The sequence below is a fragment of the Pseudomonas sp. 5Vm1k genome, from assembly GCF_056161485.1.
This window is the reverse complement of sequence record NZ_JBSPCZ010000025.1, coordinates 31,459-46,338: the sequence shown is the minus strand read 5'-3', so window position 1 is coordinate 46,338 and position 14,880 is coordinate 31,459. Positions and strand designations below refer to the sequence as shown.

Annotated in this window: 16 protein-coding genes and 4 tRNA genes; 14 read left to right on the top strand and 6 right to left on the bottom strand. The window is 58.3% G+C overall.

Translation table 11 applies throughout. The features are described 5' to 3' along the window. Positions 1-16: 16 nt before the first annotated feature. The 3 genes from ACWIKB_RS30420 (at position 17) to ACWIKB_RS30410 (ending at position 2,653) form a co-directional block, all read left to right on the top strand. The gene (locus ACWIKB_RS30420) at positions 17-1,165 is read left to right on the top strand and encodes an acetyl-CoA C-acetyltransferase (RefSeq protein WP_475271208.1); all 1,149 of its coding nucleotides are present in this window, start codon (positions 17-19) and stop codon (positions 1,163-1,165) included. Between the two features lie 26 nt (positions 1,166-1,191). Further along, positions 1,192-2,067 carry an SDR family oxidoreductase gene (locus tag ACWIKB_RS30415; protein ID WP_475271207.1) on the top strand — a complete coding sequence of 292 codons (876 nt, stop codon included), beginning with the start codon at positions 1,192-1,194 and terminating at the stop codon, positions 2,065-2,067. Between the two features lie 76 nt (positions 2,068-2,143). Then, complete coding sequence (locus ACWIKB_RS30410; protein WP_123513633.1) at positions 2,144-2,653, top strand: DUF1993 domain-containing protein; 510 nt, start codon at positions 2,144-2,146, stop codon at positions 2,651-2,653. A 186-nt stretch (positions 2,654-2,839) separates the two neighbouring features. Here the strand turns inward: ACWIKB_RS30410 and sstT are convergent, their stop codons facing one another. Beyond that, complete coding sequence (gene sstT, locus ACWIKB_RS30405) at positions 2,840-4,066, bottom strand: serine/threonine transporter SstT (RefSeq protein WP_475271206.1); 1,227 nt, start codon at positions 4,064-4,066, stop codon at positions 2,840-2,842. 337 nt (positions 4,067-4,403) lie between these two features. Between sstT and ACWIKB_RS30400 the strand changes: the two genes are divergently transcribed. Next, on the top strand, positions 4,404-5,564 hold the full coding sequence (locus tag ACWIKB_RS30400; protein WP_475271228.1) for an MFS transporter: 1,161 nt from the start codon (positions 4,404-4,406) through the stop codon (positions 5,562-5,564). Here ACWIKB_RS30400 and nhaR read toward each other — a convergent pair. After that, positions 5,551-6,450 (bottom strand): transcriptional activator NhaR, encoded by a 900-nt coding sequence (nhaR, locus tag ACWIKB_RS30395; RefSeq protein WP_475271205.1) that lies wholly within the window; start codon positions 6,448-6,450, stop codon positions 5,551-5,553. The genes ACWIKB_RS30400 and nhaR overlap by 14 nt on opposite strands. Before the next feature lie 278 nt (positions 6,451-6,728). Here nhaR and ACWIKB_RS30390 point away from each other — a divergent pair, with 278 nt between their 5' ends. Next, positions 6,729-6,971 (top strand): hypothetical protein, encoded by a 243-nt coding sequence (locus ACWIKB_RS30390; RefSeq protein ID WP_475271204.1) that lies wholly within the window; start codon positions 6,729-6,731, stop codon positions 6,969-6,971. 29 nt (positions 6,972-7,000) lie between these two features. Further along, positions 7,001-7,750, top strand: coding sequence for a TerC family protein (locus ACWIKB_RS30385; protein WP_475271203.1), 750 nt, complete (start codon positions 7,001-7,003; stop codon positions 7,748-7,750). 78 nt (positions 7,751-7,828) lie between these two features. On the opposite strand, the gene ACWIKB_RS30380 is transcribed toward ACWIKB_RS30385, so the two are convergent. Further along, complete coding sequence (locus tag ACWIKB_RS30380; protein ID WP_475271202.1) at positions 7,829-7,996, bottom strand: hypothetical protein; 168 nt, start codon at positions 7,994-7,996, stop codon at positions 7,829-7,831. 167 nt (positions 7,997-8,163) lie between these two features. Between ACWIKB_RS30380 and ACWIKB_RS30375 the strand changes: the two genes are divergently transcribed. From ACWIKB_RS30375 to ACWIKB_RS30365, 3 genes are all read left to right on the top strand, one after another. Next, positions 8,164-8,892, top strand: coding sequence for a peptidase C39 family protein (locus ACWIKB_RS30375; protein WP_475271201.1), 729 nt, complete (start codon positions 8,164-8,166; stop codon positions 8,890-8,892). Positions 8,893-8,988: 96 nt separating this feature from the next. Further along, positions 8,989-9,195: a DUF6021 family protein gene (locus tag ACWIKB_RS30370; RefSeq protein ID WP_475271200.1), complete on the top strand. Its 207-nt coding sequence runs from the start codon at positions 8,989-8,991 to the stop codon at positions 9,193-9,195. An 18-nt stretch (positions 9,196-9,213) separates the two neighbouring features. After that, positions 9,214-9,429: a hypothetical protein gene (locus tag ACWIKB_RS30365; protein WP_475271199.1), complete on the top strand. Its 216-nt coding sequence runs from the start codon at positions 9,214-9,216 to the stop codon at positions 9,427-9,429. Between the two features lie 62 nt (positions 9,430-9,491). On the opposite strand, the gene pbpG is transcribed toward ACWIKB_RS30365, so the two are convergent. The 3 genes from pbpG to folD all read right to left on the bottom strand — a co-directional run bounded on the left by pbpG (position 9,492) and on the right by folD (position 12,411). Continuing rightward, the gene (gene pbpG / locus ACWIKB_RS30360; RefSeq protein WP_475271198.1) at positions 9,492-10,430 is read right to left on the bottom strand and encodes a D-alanyl-D-alanine endopeptidase; all 939 of its coding nucleotides are present in this window, start codon (positions 10,428-10,430) and stop codon (positions 9,492-9,494) included. A gap of 158 nt (positions 10,431-10,588) precedes the next feature. Then, positions 10,589-11,383, bottom strand: a complete 795-nt coding sequence (gene mddA, locus ACWIKB_RS30355) for a methanethiol S-methyltransferase (RefSeq protein ID WP_475271197.1) — start codon at positions 11,381-11,383, stop codon at positions 10,589-10,591. Between the two features lie 173 nt (positions 11,384-11,556). Continuing rightward, positions 11,557-12,411 carry a bifunctional methylenetetrahydrofolate dehydrogenase/methenyltetrahydrofolate cyclohydrolase FolD gene (folD, locus tag ACWIKB_RS30350; RefSeq protein ID WP_475271196.1) on the bottom strand — a complete coding sequence of 285 codons (855 nt, stop codon included), beginning with the start codon at positions 12,409-12,411 and terminating at the stop codon, positions 11,557-11,559. Positions 12,412-12,685: 274 nt separating this feature from the next. On the opposite strand from folD, the gene ACWIKB_RS30345 reads away from it, so the two are divergent. The 5 genes from ACWIKB_RS30345 to tig all read left to right on the top strand — a co-directional run bounded on the left by ACWIKB_RS30345 (position 12,686) and on the right by tig (position 14,879). Further along, positions 12,686-12,762 (top strand) — tRNA-Arg (locus ACWIKB_RS30345). 32 nt (positions 12,763-12,794) lie between these two features. Further along, positions 12,795-12,870, top strand: a tRNA-His gene (locus ACWIKB_RS30340). Positions 12,871-12,926: 56 nt separating this feature from the next. Further along, positions 12,927-13,011: transfer RNA gene (locus tag ACWIKB_RS30335), tRNA-Leu, on the top strand. 78 nt (positions 13,012-13,089) lie between these two features. Continuing rightward, positions 13,090-13,165 (top strand) — tRNA-His (locus tag ACWIKB_RS30330). Positions 13,166-13,568: 403 nt separating this feature from the next. Next, the gene (tig, locus tag ACWIKB_RS30325) at positions 13,569-14,879 is read left to right on the top strand and encodes a trigger factor (RefSeq protein ID WP_475271195.1); all 1,311 of its coding nucleotides are present in this window, start codon (positions 13,569-13,571) and stop codon (positions 14,877-14,879) included. The last annotated feature ends 1 nt before the right edge of the window (position 14,880 follow it).

Below are 14,880 nucleotides of genomic sequence, written 5' to 3'. Positions count from 1 at the left end.
TACCCCGAGATAGACCATGCCTGAAGCCTATATTGTCGATGCCCTGCGCACGCCCACCGGCCGGCGCAAGGGTGGATTGAGTCAAATTCACGCCGCCGATCTGGGCGCCCATGTATTGCGCGCGCTGGTCGAGCGCAACGACATTCCCGATGACCATTACGACGATGTGATCTTTGGTTGTGTCGACACCATCGGCCCGCTGGCCGGGGACATCGCCCGCACCAGTTGGCTGGCCGCCGGGCTGTCGCAGTCGGTGCCCGGCACCACCATCGACCGCCAGTGTGGTTCGTCACAGCAAGCGGTGCACTTTGCTGCGCAAGCGGTGATGAGCGGCACCCAGGATGTGGTCGTTGCCGGTGGCGTGCAAACCATGACCCAGATTCCGATTTCCTCGGCGATGATCGCCGCTGAACCCCTGGGTTTCAGTGACCCGTTCAGCGGCTCCGAGGGGTGGGTCCGGCGCTACGGCGCGCAACCGCCGACGCAGTTCCGTTCGGCGCAGATGATTGCCGAGAAGTGGGGGTTGTCCCGCGCGCAACTGGAAGCTTATGCCCTGGAGTCCCATCAACGCGCCTTGCGGGCTATTGAAGAGGGGCGATTCAACCGTGAAATCGTGCCACTGGCCGGGGTCCTGCACGACGAAACGCCGCGCCAGACCAGCCTGGAAAAAATGGCCGAGCTGGAGTGCCTGTTTGGCTGTGACCGGGTGACGGCGGCGGTGTCCAGCCAGACCTGCGATGCGGCCAGCGCCATGCTGATCGTCTCGGAGAAAGCACTCAGGCGTTACGGGCTGACGCCGCGTGCGCGTATCCATCACCTGAGCGTGCGTGCCGAAGACCCGATCTGGATGCTCACCGCGCCGATCCCGGCGACCGCTTATGCGCTCAAACGCGCCGGCATGCAGTTGGACGACATCGATCGCGTGGAAATCAACGAAGCCTTCGCGTCGGTGGCCATGGCGTGGCTCAAGGAAACCGGCTATCCGCACGATCAGACCAACGTCAACGGCGGCGCGATTGCCCTCGGCCATCCGTTGGGCGCCACCGGCACCCGATTGATGTGCAGCCTGCTGCATGAACTGGAACGCAGCGGTGGACGCTTCGGTTTGCAGACCATGTGCGAAGGCGGCGGCCAGGCCAACGTGACGATTATCGAACGCTTGTAAGCGATGCAGTTGAGGGGAACAGCAACATGAAAATCTGTGAGAACCGCGTAGTGATCATCACCGGCGCTGGCGGTGGCTTGGGCCGGGCCTACGCACTGGCCTTCGCTGCCGAGGGCGCAAAAGTGGTGGTCAACGATATCAATCGTGAAGCGGCATTGGCCGTGGTCGGTGAAATTCTGGGGCAGGGCGGCAGTGCTGTGGCCAACAGTGATGACATCACCCGCTATGACGCTGCGGCGTTGATCGTGCGCCAGGCGATTGAAACCTTCGGTGGGCTGAACGTGGTGGTCAATAACGCCGGCATCTGCCGCGACCGCATGTTCGCCAGCCTCACCGAAGCCGATTGGGACGCCGTCGTCGCGGTGCACCTCAAGGGCCACTTCTGTATTGCCAGCCACGCGACGCGCTATTGGCGTGAACAGGCCAAGGGCGGCGCGGTCGTGAACGCGCGGATCATCAACACCAGTTCCGGCGCCGGTTTGCAGGGTTCCATCGGCCAGTCCAACTATGCGGCGGCCAAGGGCGGCATTGCTGCGTTGACCCTGGTTCAGGCAGCGGAGCTGGGGCGTTACGGGATCACCGTCAACGCCTTGGCCCCGGCCGCGCGCACTGGCATGACCGAGCAAGTGTTCGCCGAGACGATGAAAAAACCTCAAGAGGGTTTCGATTACTTCGCCCCGGAAAACGTTGCGCCGCTGGTGGTCTGGCTCGGGTCTGAAGCATCCGGGGACGTAACCGGGCAGATGTTTGAAGTCGAGGGCGGCAAGTTATCGATAGCCGACGGCTGGCGTCGCGGCCCGCAACTGGACCGCGAAGGCCGTTGGGCGGTCGGCGAGATGGCGCAAGCGGTTGCGCAACTGATGGCGCAAGCCGTTCCAGCCGCGAAGGTCTACGGCAGCTGAAAAAGACCCGTCGCAGGAGGGGCGCGCATGGCTATAATCGGCCGACGTTTCCCTCCTGTTACCACACGAGACTGCCATGACCATTTCCCTGTACGCCGCTTCCGTCCCGGTTTTTCAACAAATGCTCAACGCCCTGAGCGATGTGCTGAACAAGGCTGAAGCCCACGCCACCGCGAAAAACATCGACCCGAACGCGTTCCTGCAAGCCCGCCTGTACCCGGACATGTTCCCGCTGGTGCGTCAGGTGCAGATCGCCGTTGATTTCGCCAAGGGCGTTTCTTCGCGTCTGGCCGAGATCGAAGTGCCGAAGTACGACGACACCGAAACCACCTTCGCCGAGCTGCAAGCGCTGATCACCAAGGTTCTGGCCTACATCGGCGAAATCAAGCCTGAGCAGATCGACGGCAAGGAAGGCATCGAGATCATCACCCGTCCAGGCACGCCGAAAGAGAAGCGCTTCAGCGGCCAGGCTTACCTGCTGAGCTACGGCTTGCCGCAGTTCTTCTTCCACGTCACCACCACCTACGCTTTGCTGCGTCACAACGGTGTGGAAGTGGGCAAGCGCGATTACATGGGCGCGTTCTAAACCGTCCGGCAATAAAAAAGCCCCCGCAGCCTAAGGTTGCGGGGGCTTTTTCATGGGCAAGCATTTTTCAATTACACCGCAGATCCTGTGGGAGCGGGCTTGCTCGCGAAGGCGGCGGCACATTCAACATCAATGTGCCTGACACACGCCTTCGCGAGCAAGCCCGCTCCCACAGGGGGAGGCGTGTTATGCCAGGCTTTTCTGTTCTTCACCCATGCAAGCGGCAGCGGTGAACAACACATCCGTGGACGAATTCAACGCCGTCTCCGCCGAATCCTGCAACACACCAATAATGAAACCAACGGCCACCACCTGCATGGCGATTTCACTCGGAATGCCAAACAGGCTGCACGCCAGCGGAATCAACAGCAACGAACCGCCCGCCACACCGGAAGCGCCACACGCGCAAATCGCCGCCACGACGCTGAGCAAAATCGCCGTCGGAATGTCCACGGCAATCCCCAGCGTATGCACGGCGGCCAGGGTCAATACGGTGATGGTGATCGCCGCGCCCGCCATGTTGATGGTCGCGCCGAGCGGGATCGACACCGAATACGTATCTTCATGCAGGCCCAGGCGCTTGCTCAATTCCAGATTGACCGGAATGTTCGCCGCTGAACTGCGGGTGAAAAACGCGGTGATGCCGCTTTCACGCAGGCACATCAGCACCAGCGGATACGGGTTACGGCGCAGTTTCCAGAACACGATGACCGGGTTCATCACCAGCGCCACGAACAGCATGCAGCCCAGCAAAACCGCCAACAGATGCGCATAGCCGATCAACGCACCGAAGCCCGAGGTGGCGAGGGTTGAAGCCACCAGGCCGAAAATCCCCAGCGGCGCAAAACGGATCACCAGGCGCACGATCAAGGTCACGCCATTGGACAGGTCACCCAGCACTTCGCGGGTGGAATCGCCGGCATGGCGGATGGCAACACCCATGCCGATCGCCCACGCCAGAATGCCGATGAAATTGGCGTTCATCAGCGCGCTGACCGGGTTATCGACCACGCTCAGCAGCAGGCTTTGCAGCACTTCGCTGATCCCGCCCGGAGCGGTGATCGCGACATCGTGGGTTGATAACACCAGGCTCGACGGAAACAGCGTGCTGGCCACCACCGCGACCACGGCGGCGGCAAAGGTGCCCAGCAGATACAGAAAGAGGATCGGCCGAATGTGGGTTTCCTGACCGTGCTTATGGTTGGCAATCGAAGCCATGACCAGCACGAACACCAATATCGGCGCGACGGCTTTCAAGGCCGAGACAAAGACTTTGCCGATGAACGCGGTGGACTTCGCCACATCGGGCGCAAACAAGGCCAGGGCAATACCGGCGATCAGGCCGATAACGATTTGCGTGACCAGGCTGGTGCGTTTCAAGCGGTGCAATAGGGACGGGGATGAAGCGCTCATAACGGTATCTCTGATTTTTTTAGGTGCAAGGTTCCGCGAGTCACGCAGCAATAAGCAGGGCAGGCTGCCTGAAGGAACCGAGGGGGTATTGCGACATCAATGCCAAAAAAACGGCCGATGAACAGGGTGTACGAATCGCAGGGCGCGGACTTTATCACAGGGTCGGCTCGTTCCTTCAGACCTGTGACGATCTGCCACCCGGTTGTTCAACGGGATATGCAGGTTCGTGCAACCCGGTTTGGAAACACTCTGTTAAGCTTCGCCATCCTCATTTTCAAGTTCTGCCAGCGGGCCTCCGGGCTATCGCTGCTGTCGGCGTTTTCTGGAGTTCTGCATGCTGTTGTTGCCCATTCTTCTGTTGTCTGCCGCCGGCTTCACGGTGCTGACCACGGAGTTCATCATCGTCGGTCTGTTACCGGCGATTGCCCGAGACCTTGAGGTCACGATTCCCCAGGCCGGTCTGCTGGTAACGCTGTTCGCGTTTACCGTGGCCGCGTTCGGGCCGTTCTTGACCGCGTATTTCGCCCGGTTCGAGCGACGCAAGCTGTTCATCTCGGTGCTGATCATGTTTGGCGTGGCCAACACGGTCGCGGCGTTGGCGCCGAATATCTGGGTCATGGCCGCCGCACGGTTGATTCCGGCGTTAGGGTTGCCGGTGTTCTGGGCGCTGGCTAGTGAGACTGCGGTGGACATTGTCGGGCCGGACCACGCCGGTCGCGCGATTTCCAAGATCGGGTTCGGGATTGTGTGCGCGATGGTGTTCGGCATTCCGGTCGGCACGCTGATATCCGATGCGTTTGGCTGGCGCAGCGCCTTCGGCATTCTGGCGGTGATCGCCTTTGCCAAGGCGTTGCTGCTGTTTATCTACTTGCCGAAAACCATTCTGCACAAGCAGCAGGCGAGCTTTCGTTCACAGTTCAAAATCCTGCGCAGCCCATTGATGATCGGGCATGTGCTGCTGTCGATCCTGGTGTTTACCGGTATGTTCACCGCTTATACCTACCTGGCGGACATTCTTGAGCGCCTGGCCGGTTTCAACGGCACGTTGGTCGGTTGGTGCCTGATGGGTTTCGGCGCGGTGGGCTTGGTTGGCAACTGGTGGGGCGGCCGTGCGGTGGATCGTCATCCGCTGATCGCGTCGATGATGTTCTGCGCGTTCCTGATTGCCGGCCTGATTGCGCTGGTGCCGAACATTCAGTCGCCGCTGGGTCTGGCGGCGGCGATGGGCATCTGGGGGATCACTCAGGCTGCCTTATTCCTGGTCAGCCATGTGCGCTTGATGAAAGCTGCGCCTGAAGCGCCGGCCTTCGCCGCGTCGCTGAACATCGCCGGGGCCAACCTCGGGATCGGCCTGGGCGCAATGGTTGGCGATCGCGTGATCAATGCCTTTGGCCTCGGTGGCCTGGGTTTTGCGGCGGCTGCGTTTATCCTGGCCTCGATCCTTCTGGCCATGGCGCTGATGACCATGGCACCCCGTGAGCCGGTCATAGTTCAGTAAACAACTCGCGTCGGGCACCTTCGGTAATGGCGACAATGCCGGGGTGCTTGACCTTGCGTTCCACTGAAATGGCATAAAACGACTCGGTCACCGCGTCGGTCTGGCCGATCAACTCCACGCCGTATTGGCGTTTCACCTCGTCGGCAATCACGCTCGGGCCAATGAAAATCCCGCTGCCGGATTGGCCGAACGCCTGCATCAAAGCGCTGTCATCGAACTCCCCGACGATACGTGGCTGAATCTGCTGCTCGGCAAACCAGCGTTGCAAACGACTGCGTACCACGGTTTCCGGCCCGGGAATCAATAGCGGTGCGCCATGCAGGCTGCGCGGGAAATCCTGACCGTATTGCTCCGCCAATTCTTTTGTCGCAAAAAAACTGATCCCGCACTCGCCGAGCTTCTGGCTGTAGCCCTTGATGTCCAGGTGCGACGGCATCGGGCTGTCGGAAATCACCAGGTCCAGGCGCTGGATCGCCAGGTCAGCGAGCAAACGTTCCAGTTTGTCCTCGCGACAGGTGATGCGCAGCGGCTCGCTCAATTCCATGGTCGGGGCGATCAGGCGATAGACGATGGATTTGGGCACCACGTCCGCCACGCCGACCCGGAACAGAATCTGCTGTTCATTGGGCTGGGCGCGGAGCATCAACTCCAGTTCGCCACCGAGCTGGAACATCTGCTCGGCGTAGGGCAGGGTCTGACGCCCGGCCTCGGTGAGTTCCAGATTGCGCCCGACCCGGCGAAACAACTCGATGCCGTAGGTTTGTTCCAGCAAGGAAATCTGCCCGCTGATGGTTTGTGGCGTCAGGTTCAACTGCTCGCAGGCGCGCACGATACTGCCGGTTTTGGCCACGACCCAGAAGTAATGCAGCTGTCGATAGTTCAACAAATTGGAAACCCCTGTTCAAATCACCCGTAGGAGCTGACGAGTGAAACGAGGCTGCGATCTTTTGATCTGGCTCTTAAAAATCAAAAGATCGCAGCCTCGTTTCACTCGACAGCTCCTACAGGAGCGATGTGGTCGATATCGGCTTTTGGTCTGGATTCGTAATGGCCGAAGTATAGCCGCTAAAAATACGAATTTTCCTGAAGTGTTTGTCTCCCTAGAATGCCTCGCTATCGACGGGGTGCCTTTTCGCACCTGTCCGTTCTATCGAGGAAAGCATCATGAAACTTACCGCTACGGCGCTGTTGATCACGTCTTTACTGGTATTGGCCGGTTGCGACCAGGCCGAAAAGAGCGCGCAGCAACTGATGGGCAAGGCCGCCGAAACCGCCAAACAGGCGATCGACGACACCCATAAGGCCGCAGAACAGGCGATCAGCGATGCCACCGGCGGCCTGATCAGCAAGAAAGAACAACCGGCCGAAGATAAAGAGAAAACAGAATCTTCGTCCCAGGAAATCTAAAACCGTCTTAAGCGAGTCAGGACTGACCCATGGAATACCTTGTAGAACTAGCCGCCAGCCCCACCGCCTGGATCGCCCTGGCCACGTTGATCGTCATGGAAATCGTGCTCGGCATCGATAACCTGATCTTCATCTCGATCCTGACCAACAAACTGCCAGAGCAACATCGGCAGAAAGCACGCCGCATCGGGATTGGCATGGCGTTGATCCTGCGACTGGCGCTGTTGAGCACCATCGCGTTTATCGTCCAGTTGACCGAGCCGGTGATCGATATCCTTGGCCAGGCGTTCTCCTGGAAGGACATGATCCTGATCGCCGGTGGCCTGTTCCTGTTGTGGAAGGCCACCACCGAGATCCATCACAGCATGGACCCGGCACCGGAAGATCCAAAGTCGGCGACTTCGCGCGTTACCCTGGGCTTTGCCGCCGCAATCGGGCAGATCCTGATGCTGGACATGGTGTTCTCTATTGACAGCATCATTACCGCTGTCGGCATGACCGAGCATTTGCCGATCATGATCATCGCGGTAGTGGTGTCGGTATTGGTGATGTTGCTGGCCGCTGACCCGTTGGCCAAGTTCATCAACGACAACCCGACGGTGGTGATGCTGGCCCTGGGCTTCCTGATCATGATCGGCATGACGCTGATCGCCGAAGGCTTCGGCGCCCACGTACCGAAAGGCTACGTCTATGCCGCCATGGCGTTCTCGGCAACGATCGAGGGGTTGAACATGATGTCCCGGCGGGCCAAGCAGAAGCGAGTGGCTACTGAAGCGTAACCGGCGCTAAAACAAACGGCCGCCTGCACTCGAAAGAGTCCAGGCGGCCGTTTTCATTTGCGGGCCGAAAAGGGTCGATCAGTGGGCGGTGGCGGGACGGGTCACCGGATCGGCTTTTGCTTCGGGTGCCGATTGCATCGGGTGGTGATGGTGCCGGCGAGTGATACGCAGCACACCCCACAACATGGCGGCAGCTACGGCCAGCCAGCCGGAAATCAGCATTACGATTGTCATTAACAGGCTCATCGGCGCCTCCTCTTTGCCCTGCATCGGGCACACGCTCTCTGCAAATGACAGTCTAGTCGCTGCTGTGTTTCAGGCTATTGACCAAAGGTCGCCTGTCACCAACCCGTTCGCTCTATCGAATGCAAACAACTGCCGGTTTAGGCTATACCGCTGCCGCGCGGCATCCTATGATCAGTGGCCAAGCCGGGGGCACGATTGCCTGGCGTCTGAACAAGAGAGTGATGATGGTGCGGGTATTTTCTCGAATTCGTTCTGCGGTACTGGTGATGGGCTGCGTTGTGGGCCTGGCGGGTTGCGCTGGCAGTGTGGTGCCTGAGGTCAAGCGTCTGCCGGAGCGAGTTGAGCTCAGCGGTACGTTTTACCGTGGCGAGGCCAATCAAAGCGGTCCACAAGTGCTGGCCAGCATGCTCTCTCAGCAAGGCGTAGTGATTACACCGGGGCTGCTGGAAAAACCCCTGCATTTGCCGGGCGCCGCGGCGCAGTTGCAGCAGAACATGCAGAATCTGGCCCGTGAATACGGCATGGTGGTCTATCCGCTGGACAGCAATCTGCCTGCGTTGTTGACCCAGGTTGCGGCCGGTTATCCGGTGATGGTGCGTTTCACCGAAGGTTCGGCGTTTTGGGCCGAGCCGCGCTACGCCATCCTCGCCGGATACAATCGGCAGAAGCAAACGGTGCTGTTGCGCTCCGGAATGAACCGTCGGCTGCTGATGAGCTTCAGCTCGTTTGAGTCGTCCTTCAAGGATGCGGGCGGCTGGGCTGTGCTGATCCAGAAGCCAAACCAGATTCCGGCCAAGGTCGATGAACAGCGCTGGCTCAAGGCCGCGAGCGATCTGGGTCAGGCCGGCCAGGAGCAAGCAGCCGCGCGGGCAACCAAGGCGTTGAAGGCTCAGTAACAAGCTCCGTTCGTCATCTCCCGGGCACCGTCGTGTGCCCCTGGCCTCTTATGGGTAGGGCCCGGATTTCTCCGGGCCAGACCCAAGGAGGCGTCCATGGCACATTCCAAGACTTCAGACGGCCCGCATTCATCCGAGCATTCGTCCGGTGATGAGCTGGGCTTCGATCCCGATTCGCCTGACCTTGCCGACCCACAGGTCGATCCCATCGGACCCGCCAAGGCGCCCAGGGATATCAAGCCGGGTGATGACGACAAGAAGCCAGCGAAGCCTTACGACCCGCTGGCCGATCTCAAACCCTGATGCGCAATGAGGTGGCTTATGTCTACCGATTCGAGCTTTGACGACAAACGTCCGGACAGCGTCCCGACCACTCCCGAAGATGATGTGGACCCTGTAATGGATCCGGACAGTCCGTTAAGGGATCCGCTGGCGCGGCCGATGGTGGTGCCGACGGAGCACCCTCACGACTGGAAAGACCCGAGTGCCGGGGACGGCATTCCGGATGATGACCAAATGCCGCTGCCCAACGATTAACTCATGTATCCACGATAAAAAAAGCCCCGAATAATCGGGGCTCTGTCTGTGTGGTCGCAGGCCTATTTAGAGGCTTCAACTACACCGCTTTGACGATGTTTCAAGTTCTTCGCGGCTTTGTACTGCAAGGCAACCGACGGCGCGTTAGTGCTCTTGCCGGTTTCGACCCAACTGCGGATCCGGGTGGCATCGGCAAAGTGCGTGTACTTGCCGAATGCATCCAGGATTACCAATGCCACCGGGCGATTGCCCATGCTGGTCACCAGCACCAGGCAGTGACCTGCCTCATTGGTGAAACCAGTCTTGGTGATCTTGATGTCCCAATTGGCTTTGTTCACCAAATGATCGGTGTTGTGGAAACCCAAGGTGTAGTTGGGTTTACGGAACGCGACGGTGGTTTCCTTGGTGGTGGTCAGTTCGGTCAGCAACGGGTACTTGTGCGCGGCAATCAGCAGTTTGCTCAGGTCGCGCGCCGTGGAGACGTTACGCGGGGAAAGCCCGGTCGGTTCGACGAAGTGAGTGTTGCTCATGCCCAACGCCTTGGCCTTGGCGTTCATGGCCGCAATGAACGCGACATAACCGCCCGGGTAGTGGTGGGCGAGGGTGGCGGCGGCGCGGTTTTCCGAGGACATCAGTGCGATCAGCAGCATTTTCTTGCGTGGCAGTTCGCTGTTGAGCTTGACCCGGGAGAACACGCCTTTCATTTCCGGCGTGTGGCTGATGTCGACGTTGATGTATTCATCCATGTTCTGGTGCGCTTCAACCACCACCAGCCCGGTCATCAATTTGCTGACCGAAGCGATAGGCACGACCACGTCCGGGTTGTTGGCATAAATGACTTTGTTGGTCTGCAAATCCATCAACAAAGCGCTGCCGGAAGCGATCTTCAGTTGTGACGCGTCTCGCGGTGCCGCGGTGGTTTCCGCGGCATGGGTCATTGGCGTGATAACAGTCCCTGTAAATGCAAAAAATAGACTCAGGATGGAAAGACGGATTTTCACGCGGGCGAACTCATAAGGGTGGATATGCCGTTTTGTTACGGGCTGTTTCTTAAGGCGACGCATTTTAGGAGTATGAGCCACGAAAGCGCTAGGCGCCTGTATGACGAGCGCTTTATATGAAGAAAATTTAATGTTTTTTGCGCCGGATCGGCTCACCTTTATTCGCCGCGCTCGCGGTCGGGTTTGTGTTTGATCAGGGGCACGAGAATGGCGACATTCTGTTGATAGCGTTGGTATCGCTCACCGAACAGGTCGACCAGATCCTTCTCTTCAAAATGAGCCCCGATCAGGACGTAGACAGTGTTGAGCAGCGCAAACAAAAAATGTCCGGCCGTCATGTCGGGAGTCGCCCAGAACACGATCACAAACCCCAGGTACAAAGGGTGGCGGACCAGCTTATAGAGTAAAGGGGTTTTGAACGTGGGGTTGTCGGGTCTGGCAGAGCGCCAGGCGCTGAGTGCCTGGGTGATGCCGAGCAATTCGAAATGACTGATCAGAAATGTGGAAAGCACAACCACGCCGCAGCCCAGCCAGAACAATGCCATGAGCAATCCGTGGCCCCATGTGGACGTTACGCGCCAGAGGGGCGTCGTCATGGGTTGCCACAACCAGAAAAGCAATATGAGCACCAGGCACGTTGACAATACGTAGGTCGCGCGCTCAATGGGGGCTGGAATAAATGTGGTCCACCAGCGTTTGAACGGCTGTCGTGCCATGCCGCTGTGCTGGATGGCAAACAGCGTAATCAGAAAGGTGTCGACGATAACGGCCAACGGCCAATTGAGGCTGGAGCCCGAATTTATGTCTTTGGGGACGCCGAGACCGGAGAGAAAACCGATCAGGTACAGCGCGGTGAGCAGGAACAGCAGGTAACTGCAGAGGCTATACAGCAGGCCCGCCAGTTTCCCCGGGAAAGAACTCAAGCGATGTTCGGGTGTGGTGTCTGGCTTCATGGACGACTCCTGGCGACGTGCCATTGGTATCCGGTTGCCTTGCTGGCGTCTGTAGGACGTTTATTCTTCTGCCTGTATTTTATTCTGGTAGTTCGCGGGCTGTTTGTCCGGTGTTCAGAAACAAAAAAGCCCCGCAAATAGCGGGGCTCTGTTTGTGCGGCAGGCCAGTGAACTCAGCTGTGCAGGGTTTCCGCTGCGTACAGTGTGTTCTCTAGCAGGCAGGCACGGGTCATCGGGCCAACGCCACCCGGTACCGGGGTGATCCAGCCAGCGCGGGGCAGGGCGGTTTCGTAAATCACGTCACCGACCAGCTTGCCGTCTTCCTGACGGTTGATGCCGACGTCGATCACGATCGCGCCTTCCTTGATCCACTCACCTTTGACCAGGCCCGGCTTGCCGGCGGCTACTACCACCAGATCGGCGCGGCCGACGTGGCCCGCCAGATCCTTGGTGAAGCGGTGGGTGACCGTGACGGTGCAGCCGGCCAGCAACAGTTCCATTGCCATCGGGCGGCCAACAATGTTGGAGGCACCGACGATCACTGCGTCCATCCCGTAAAGATCAGCCCCGGTGCTTTCCAGCAGGGCCATGATGCCTTTGGGGGTGCAAGGGCGCAGCAGCGGAATGCGCTGAGCCAGGCGACCGACGTTATAAGGGTGGAAACCGTCGACGTCTTTATCCGGACGAATGCGCTCCAGCAATTTGGAGGCGTCCAGGTGGGCAGGCAAAGGAAGCTGAAGCAGAACACCGTCAATGGCCGGGTCGTCATTCAGGCGATCGATCAGATCGGTCAGCGCTTCTTGAGTGGTTTCAGAAGGCAGGTCGTAGGCTTGCGACAGGAAGCCGACCTCTTCACAGTCTTTACGCTTGTGCGAGACATAAACCTGAGAGGCAGGATCGCTGCCGACCAGGATCACCGCGAGGCCGGGCGTGCGCAGACCTTGCTGGCGACGTTCGGCAACTCGTTTGGCGATCTGCTGGCGCAGGCTGGCGGCGATTGACTTGCCGTCGATTAGTTGTGCAGTCATTGCGCGTGATTAACCATCGAGAGGGGAAAAAAAGAGGGCGCATTCTCGCATGTCAGGCGGCAGGGGCAAAGGCGCTTGGTCTGCAAATTCCTCTAAGCCCTTTAATTAAATGAATTTTTTTTAAAAAGGATTTGACGGCCTTCGGGGCGCTCTATACTATTCGTCGCACTTGTCGGGCACAGCCTAGCACTGGATGAGAAGGTCAAGCGGGATTACGGTTCTGCAAGACTGGAAGCACTTAGTTTGTAGTCCTCCAAGAGTACAGATTAATAAGGCGCCCGTAGCTCAGCTGGATAGAGCATCCGCCTTCTAAGCGGATGGTCGCAGGTTCGAGTCCTGCCGGGTGCGCCATTAGGCAGCTTTGGCACAAGTAGCGCAATATGGTGGGCGTAGCTCAGTTGGTAGAGCACGGGATTGTGACTCCCGTTGTCGAGGGTTCGATCCCCTTCGTCCACCCCATATTTCGAAAGGCGCCAGATTAACAGTCTGGCGCCTTTGCTTTAACAGCTTCAAACGCGGATGTGGTGGAATTGGTAGACACACTGGATTTAGGTTCCAGCGCCGCAAGGTGTAAGAGTTCGAGTCTCTTCATCCGCACCAAATAAAGCTTCACTCAGGCCGGTTGGCCTGATTGGGGCGTAGCAAGGAAGTTGTTTGGTTTCTTTGCAATGCAATATGGTGGGCGTAGCTCAGTTGGTAGAGCACGGGATTGTGACTCCCGTTGTCGAGGGTTCGATCCCCTTCGTCCACCCCATATTTCGAGAGGCGCCAGATTTAACAGTCTGGCGCCTTTTTTGTTTTAGCGGTTCGAGTGTTCAGCGGCTGCATGTCCTGGGTCGCAGGGGTGGGGTGTTTCGTCGTATTTTTGTTTCTCGATGATGCCGCACCACCCGCCGGCCTTGCTCGCAAGATCGGCTGTCAGGGAGATGATTGGCGACTTCTTCTATATATAGAAGGGTTGGTGCAAGGCCCTGGCTTGATTGGCTGTATTTGCTAACAGGGCGAGGCACAACCGTTTGTCCCTCGCCTATAAATTGCCTGCTGTTTTTTTACCCGTTTTCAGTAGGGTGACTTCTTGAGTATGACCCACTAGAATGCATGCCCTTGATTCTGGGGTCGGAAACGGCCGGCTAACGTCTGTGCAACGAGGAATATCCATGCAAGTTTCTGTTGAAAATACTTCTGCTCTTGAGCGCCGCATGAGCATCACCGTGCCGGCTGAGCGCATCGAGACTCAGGTCAACAAGCGTCTGCAGCAGACCGCCCAAAAGGCCAAGATTGCTGGCTTCCGTCCAGGCAAAGTGCCAATGAGTGAAATCAAGCGCCGTTTCGGTGCTGATGCACGCCAGGAAGCTGTTGGCGACGTGATCCAGTCCTCCTTCTACGAAGCTGTTGTTGAGCAGAAGCTGAACCCGGCTGGCGCTCCTTCGATCGAGCCTAAGTCGATCGAAGCTGGCAAAGACCTGGAATACGTCGCGATTTTCGAAGTGTTCCCGGAGTTCACTGTAGCGGGCTTCGAAGGCATCACTGTCGAGCGCCTGAGCGCTGACGTGGCTGACGCTGACCTGGACAAAATGCTCGACATCCTGCGTAAGCAGAACACTCGTTTCGAAGTAGCCGATCGCGCTGCCCAGAACGAAGACCAACTGAACATCGATTTCGTTGGCAAGGTTGACGGTGAAGTGTTCGCTGGCGGTTCCGCCAAAGGTACTCAGCTGGTTCTGGGTTCCGGCCGCATGATCCCTGGCTTTGAAGACGGTCTGGTTGGCGCTAAAGCCGGCGAAGAGCGTGTTCTGAACCTGACCTTCCCAGAGGACTACCAGAACCTCGACCTGGCGGGCAAAACCGCTGAGTTCACCGTTACTGTGAACACTGTTTCCGAGCCAAAACTGCCAGAACTGACCGAAGAATTCTTCGCTCAATTCGGCATCAAGGAAACCGGTCTGGAAGGCTTCCGCACCGAAGTTCGCAAGAACATGGAGCGCGAGCTGCGTCAGGCGATCAAATCCAAGGTCAAGAATCAGGTAATGGACGGTCTGCTGGCCACCAACCCGATCGAAGTGCCTAAGGCTCTGCTGTCCAACGAAGTTGACCGTCTGCGCGTGCAGGCTGTTCAGCAATTCGGTGGCAACATCAAGCCTGACCAACTGCCGGCCGAGCTGTTCGAAGAACAAGCCAAGCGCCGCGTTGTGCTGGGTCTGATCGTGGCTGAAGTGGTCAAGCAATTCGACCTCAAGCCTGACGAAGCCCGCGTTCGCGAAATGATTCAGGAAATGGCTTCGGCCTACCAAGAGCCTGAGCAGGTTGTGTCCTGGTACTACAAGAACGACCAGCAACTGAACGAAGTCCGTTCGGTTGTGCTGGAAGAACAAGTTGTGGATACTGTTCTGCAGAAAGCTAGCGTGACCGACAAGTCGGTCTCTTACGAAGAAGCAGTCAAGCCGGTAGAAGCTCCACAAGCCGACTGAT

What these genes read in the sequence shown, in the direction of transcription:
- ACWIKB_RS30420 (WP_475271208.1), top strand. Translation starts at nt 17, where the DNA reads ATGCCTGAAGCCTATATTGTCGATGCCCTGCGCACGCCCACCGGCCGG.
- ACWIKB_RS30415 (WP_475271207.1), top strand. Translation starts at nt 1,192, where the DNA reads ATGAAAATCTGTGAGAACCGCGTAGTGATCATCACCGGCGCTGGCGGT.
- ACWIKB_RS30410 (WP_123513633.1), top strand. Translation starts at nt 2,144, where the DNA reads ATGACCATTTCCCTGTACGCCGCTTCCGTCCCGGTTTTTCAACAAATG.
- sstT (WP_475271206.1), bottom strand. Translation starts at nt 4,066, where the DNA reads ATGAGCGCTTCATCCCCGTCCCTATTGCACCGCTTGAAACGCACCAGC.
- ACWIKB_RS30390 (WP_475271204.1), top strand. Translation starts at nt 6,729, where the DNA reads ATGAAACTTACCGCTACGGCGCTGTTGATCACGTCTTTACTGGTATTG.
- ACWIKB_RS30385 (WP_475271203.1), top strand. Translation starts at nt 7,001, where the DNA reads ATGGAATACCTTGTAGAACTAGCCGCCAGCCCCACCGCCTGGATCGCC.
- ACWIKB_RS30380 (WP_475271202.1), bottom strand. Translation starts at nt 7,996, where the DNA reads ATGAGCCTGTTAATGACAATCGTAATGCTGATTTCCGGCTGGCTGGCC.
- ACWIKB_RS30375 (WP_475271201.1), top strand. Translation starts at nt 8,164, where the DNA reads ATGATCAGTGGCCAAGCCGGGGGCACGATTGCCTGGCGTCTGAACAAG.
- ACWIKB_RS30370 (WP_475271200.1), top strand. Translation starts at nt 8,989, where the DNA reads ATGGCACATTCCAAGACTTCAGACGGCCCGCATTCATCCGAGCATTCG.
- ACWIKB_RS30365 (WP_475271199.1), top strand. Translation starts at nt 9,214, where the DNA reads ATGTCTACCGATTCGAGCTTTGACGACAAACGTCCGGACAGCGTCCCG.
- mddA (WP_475271197.1), bottom strand. Translation starts at nt 11,383, where the DNA reads ATGAAGCCAGACACCACACCCGAACATCGCTTGAGTTCTTTCCCGGGG.
- folD (WP_475271196.1), bottom strand. Translation starts at nt 12,411, where the DNA reads ATGACTGCACAACTAATCGACGGCAAGTCAATCGCCGCCAGCCTGCGC.
- tig (WP_475271195.1), top strand. Translation starts at nt 13,569, where the DNA reads ATGCAAGTTTCTGTTGAAAATACTTCTGCTCTTGAGCGCCGCATGAGC.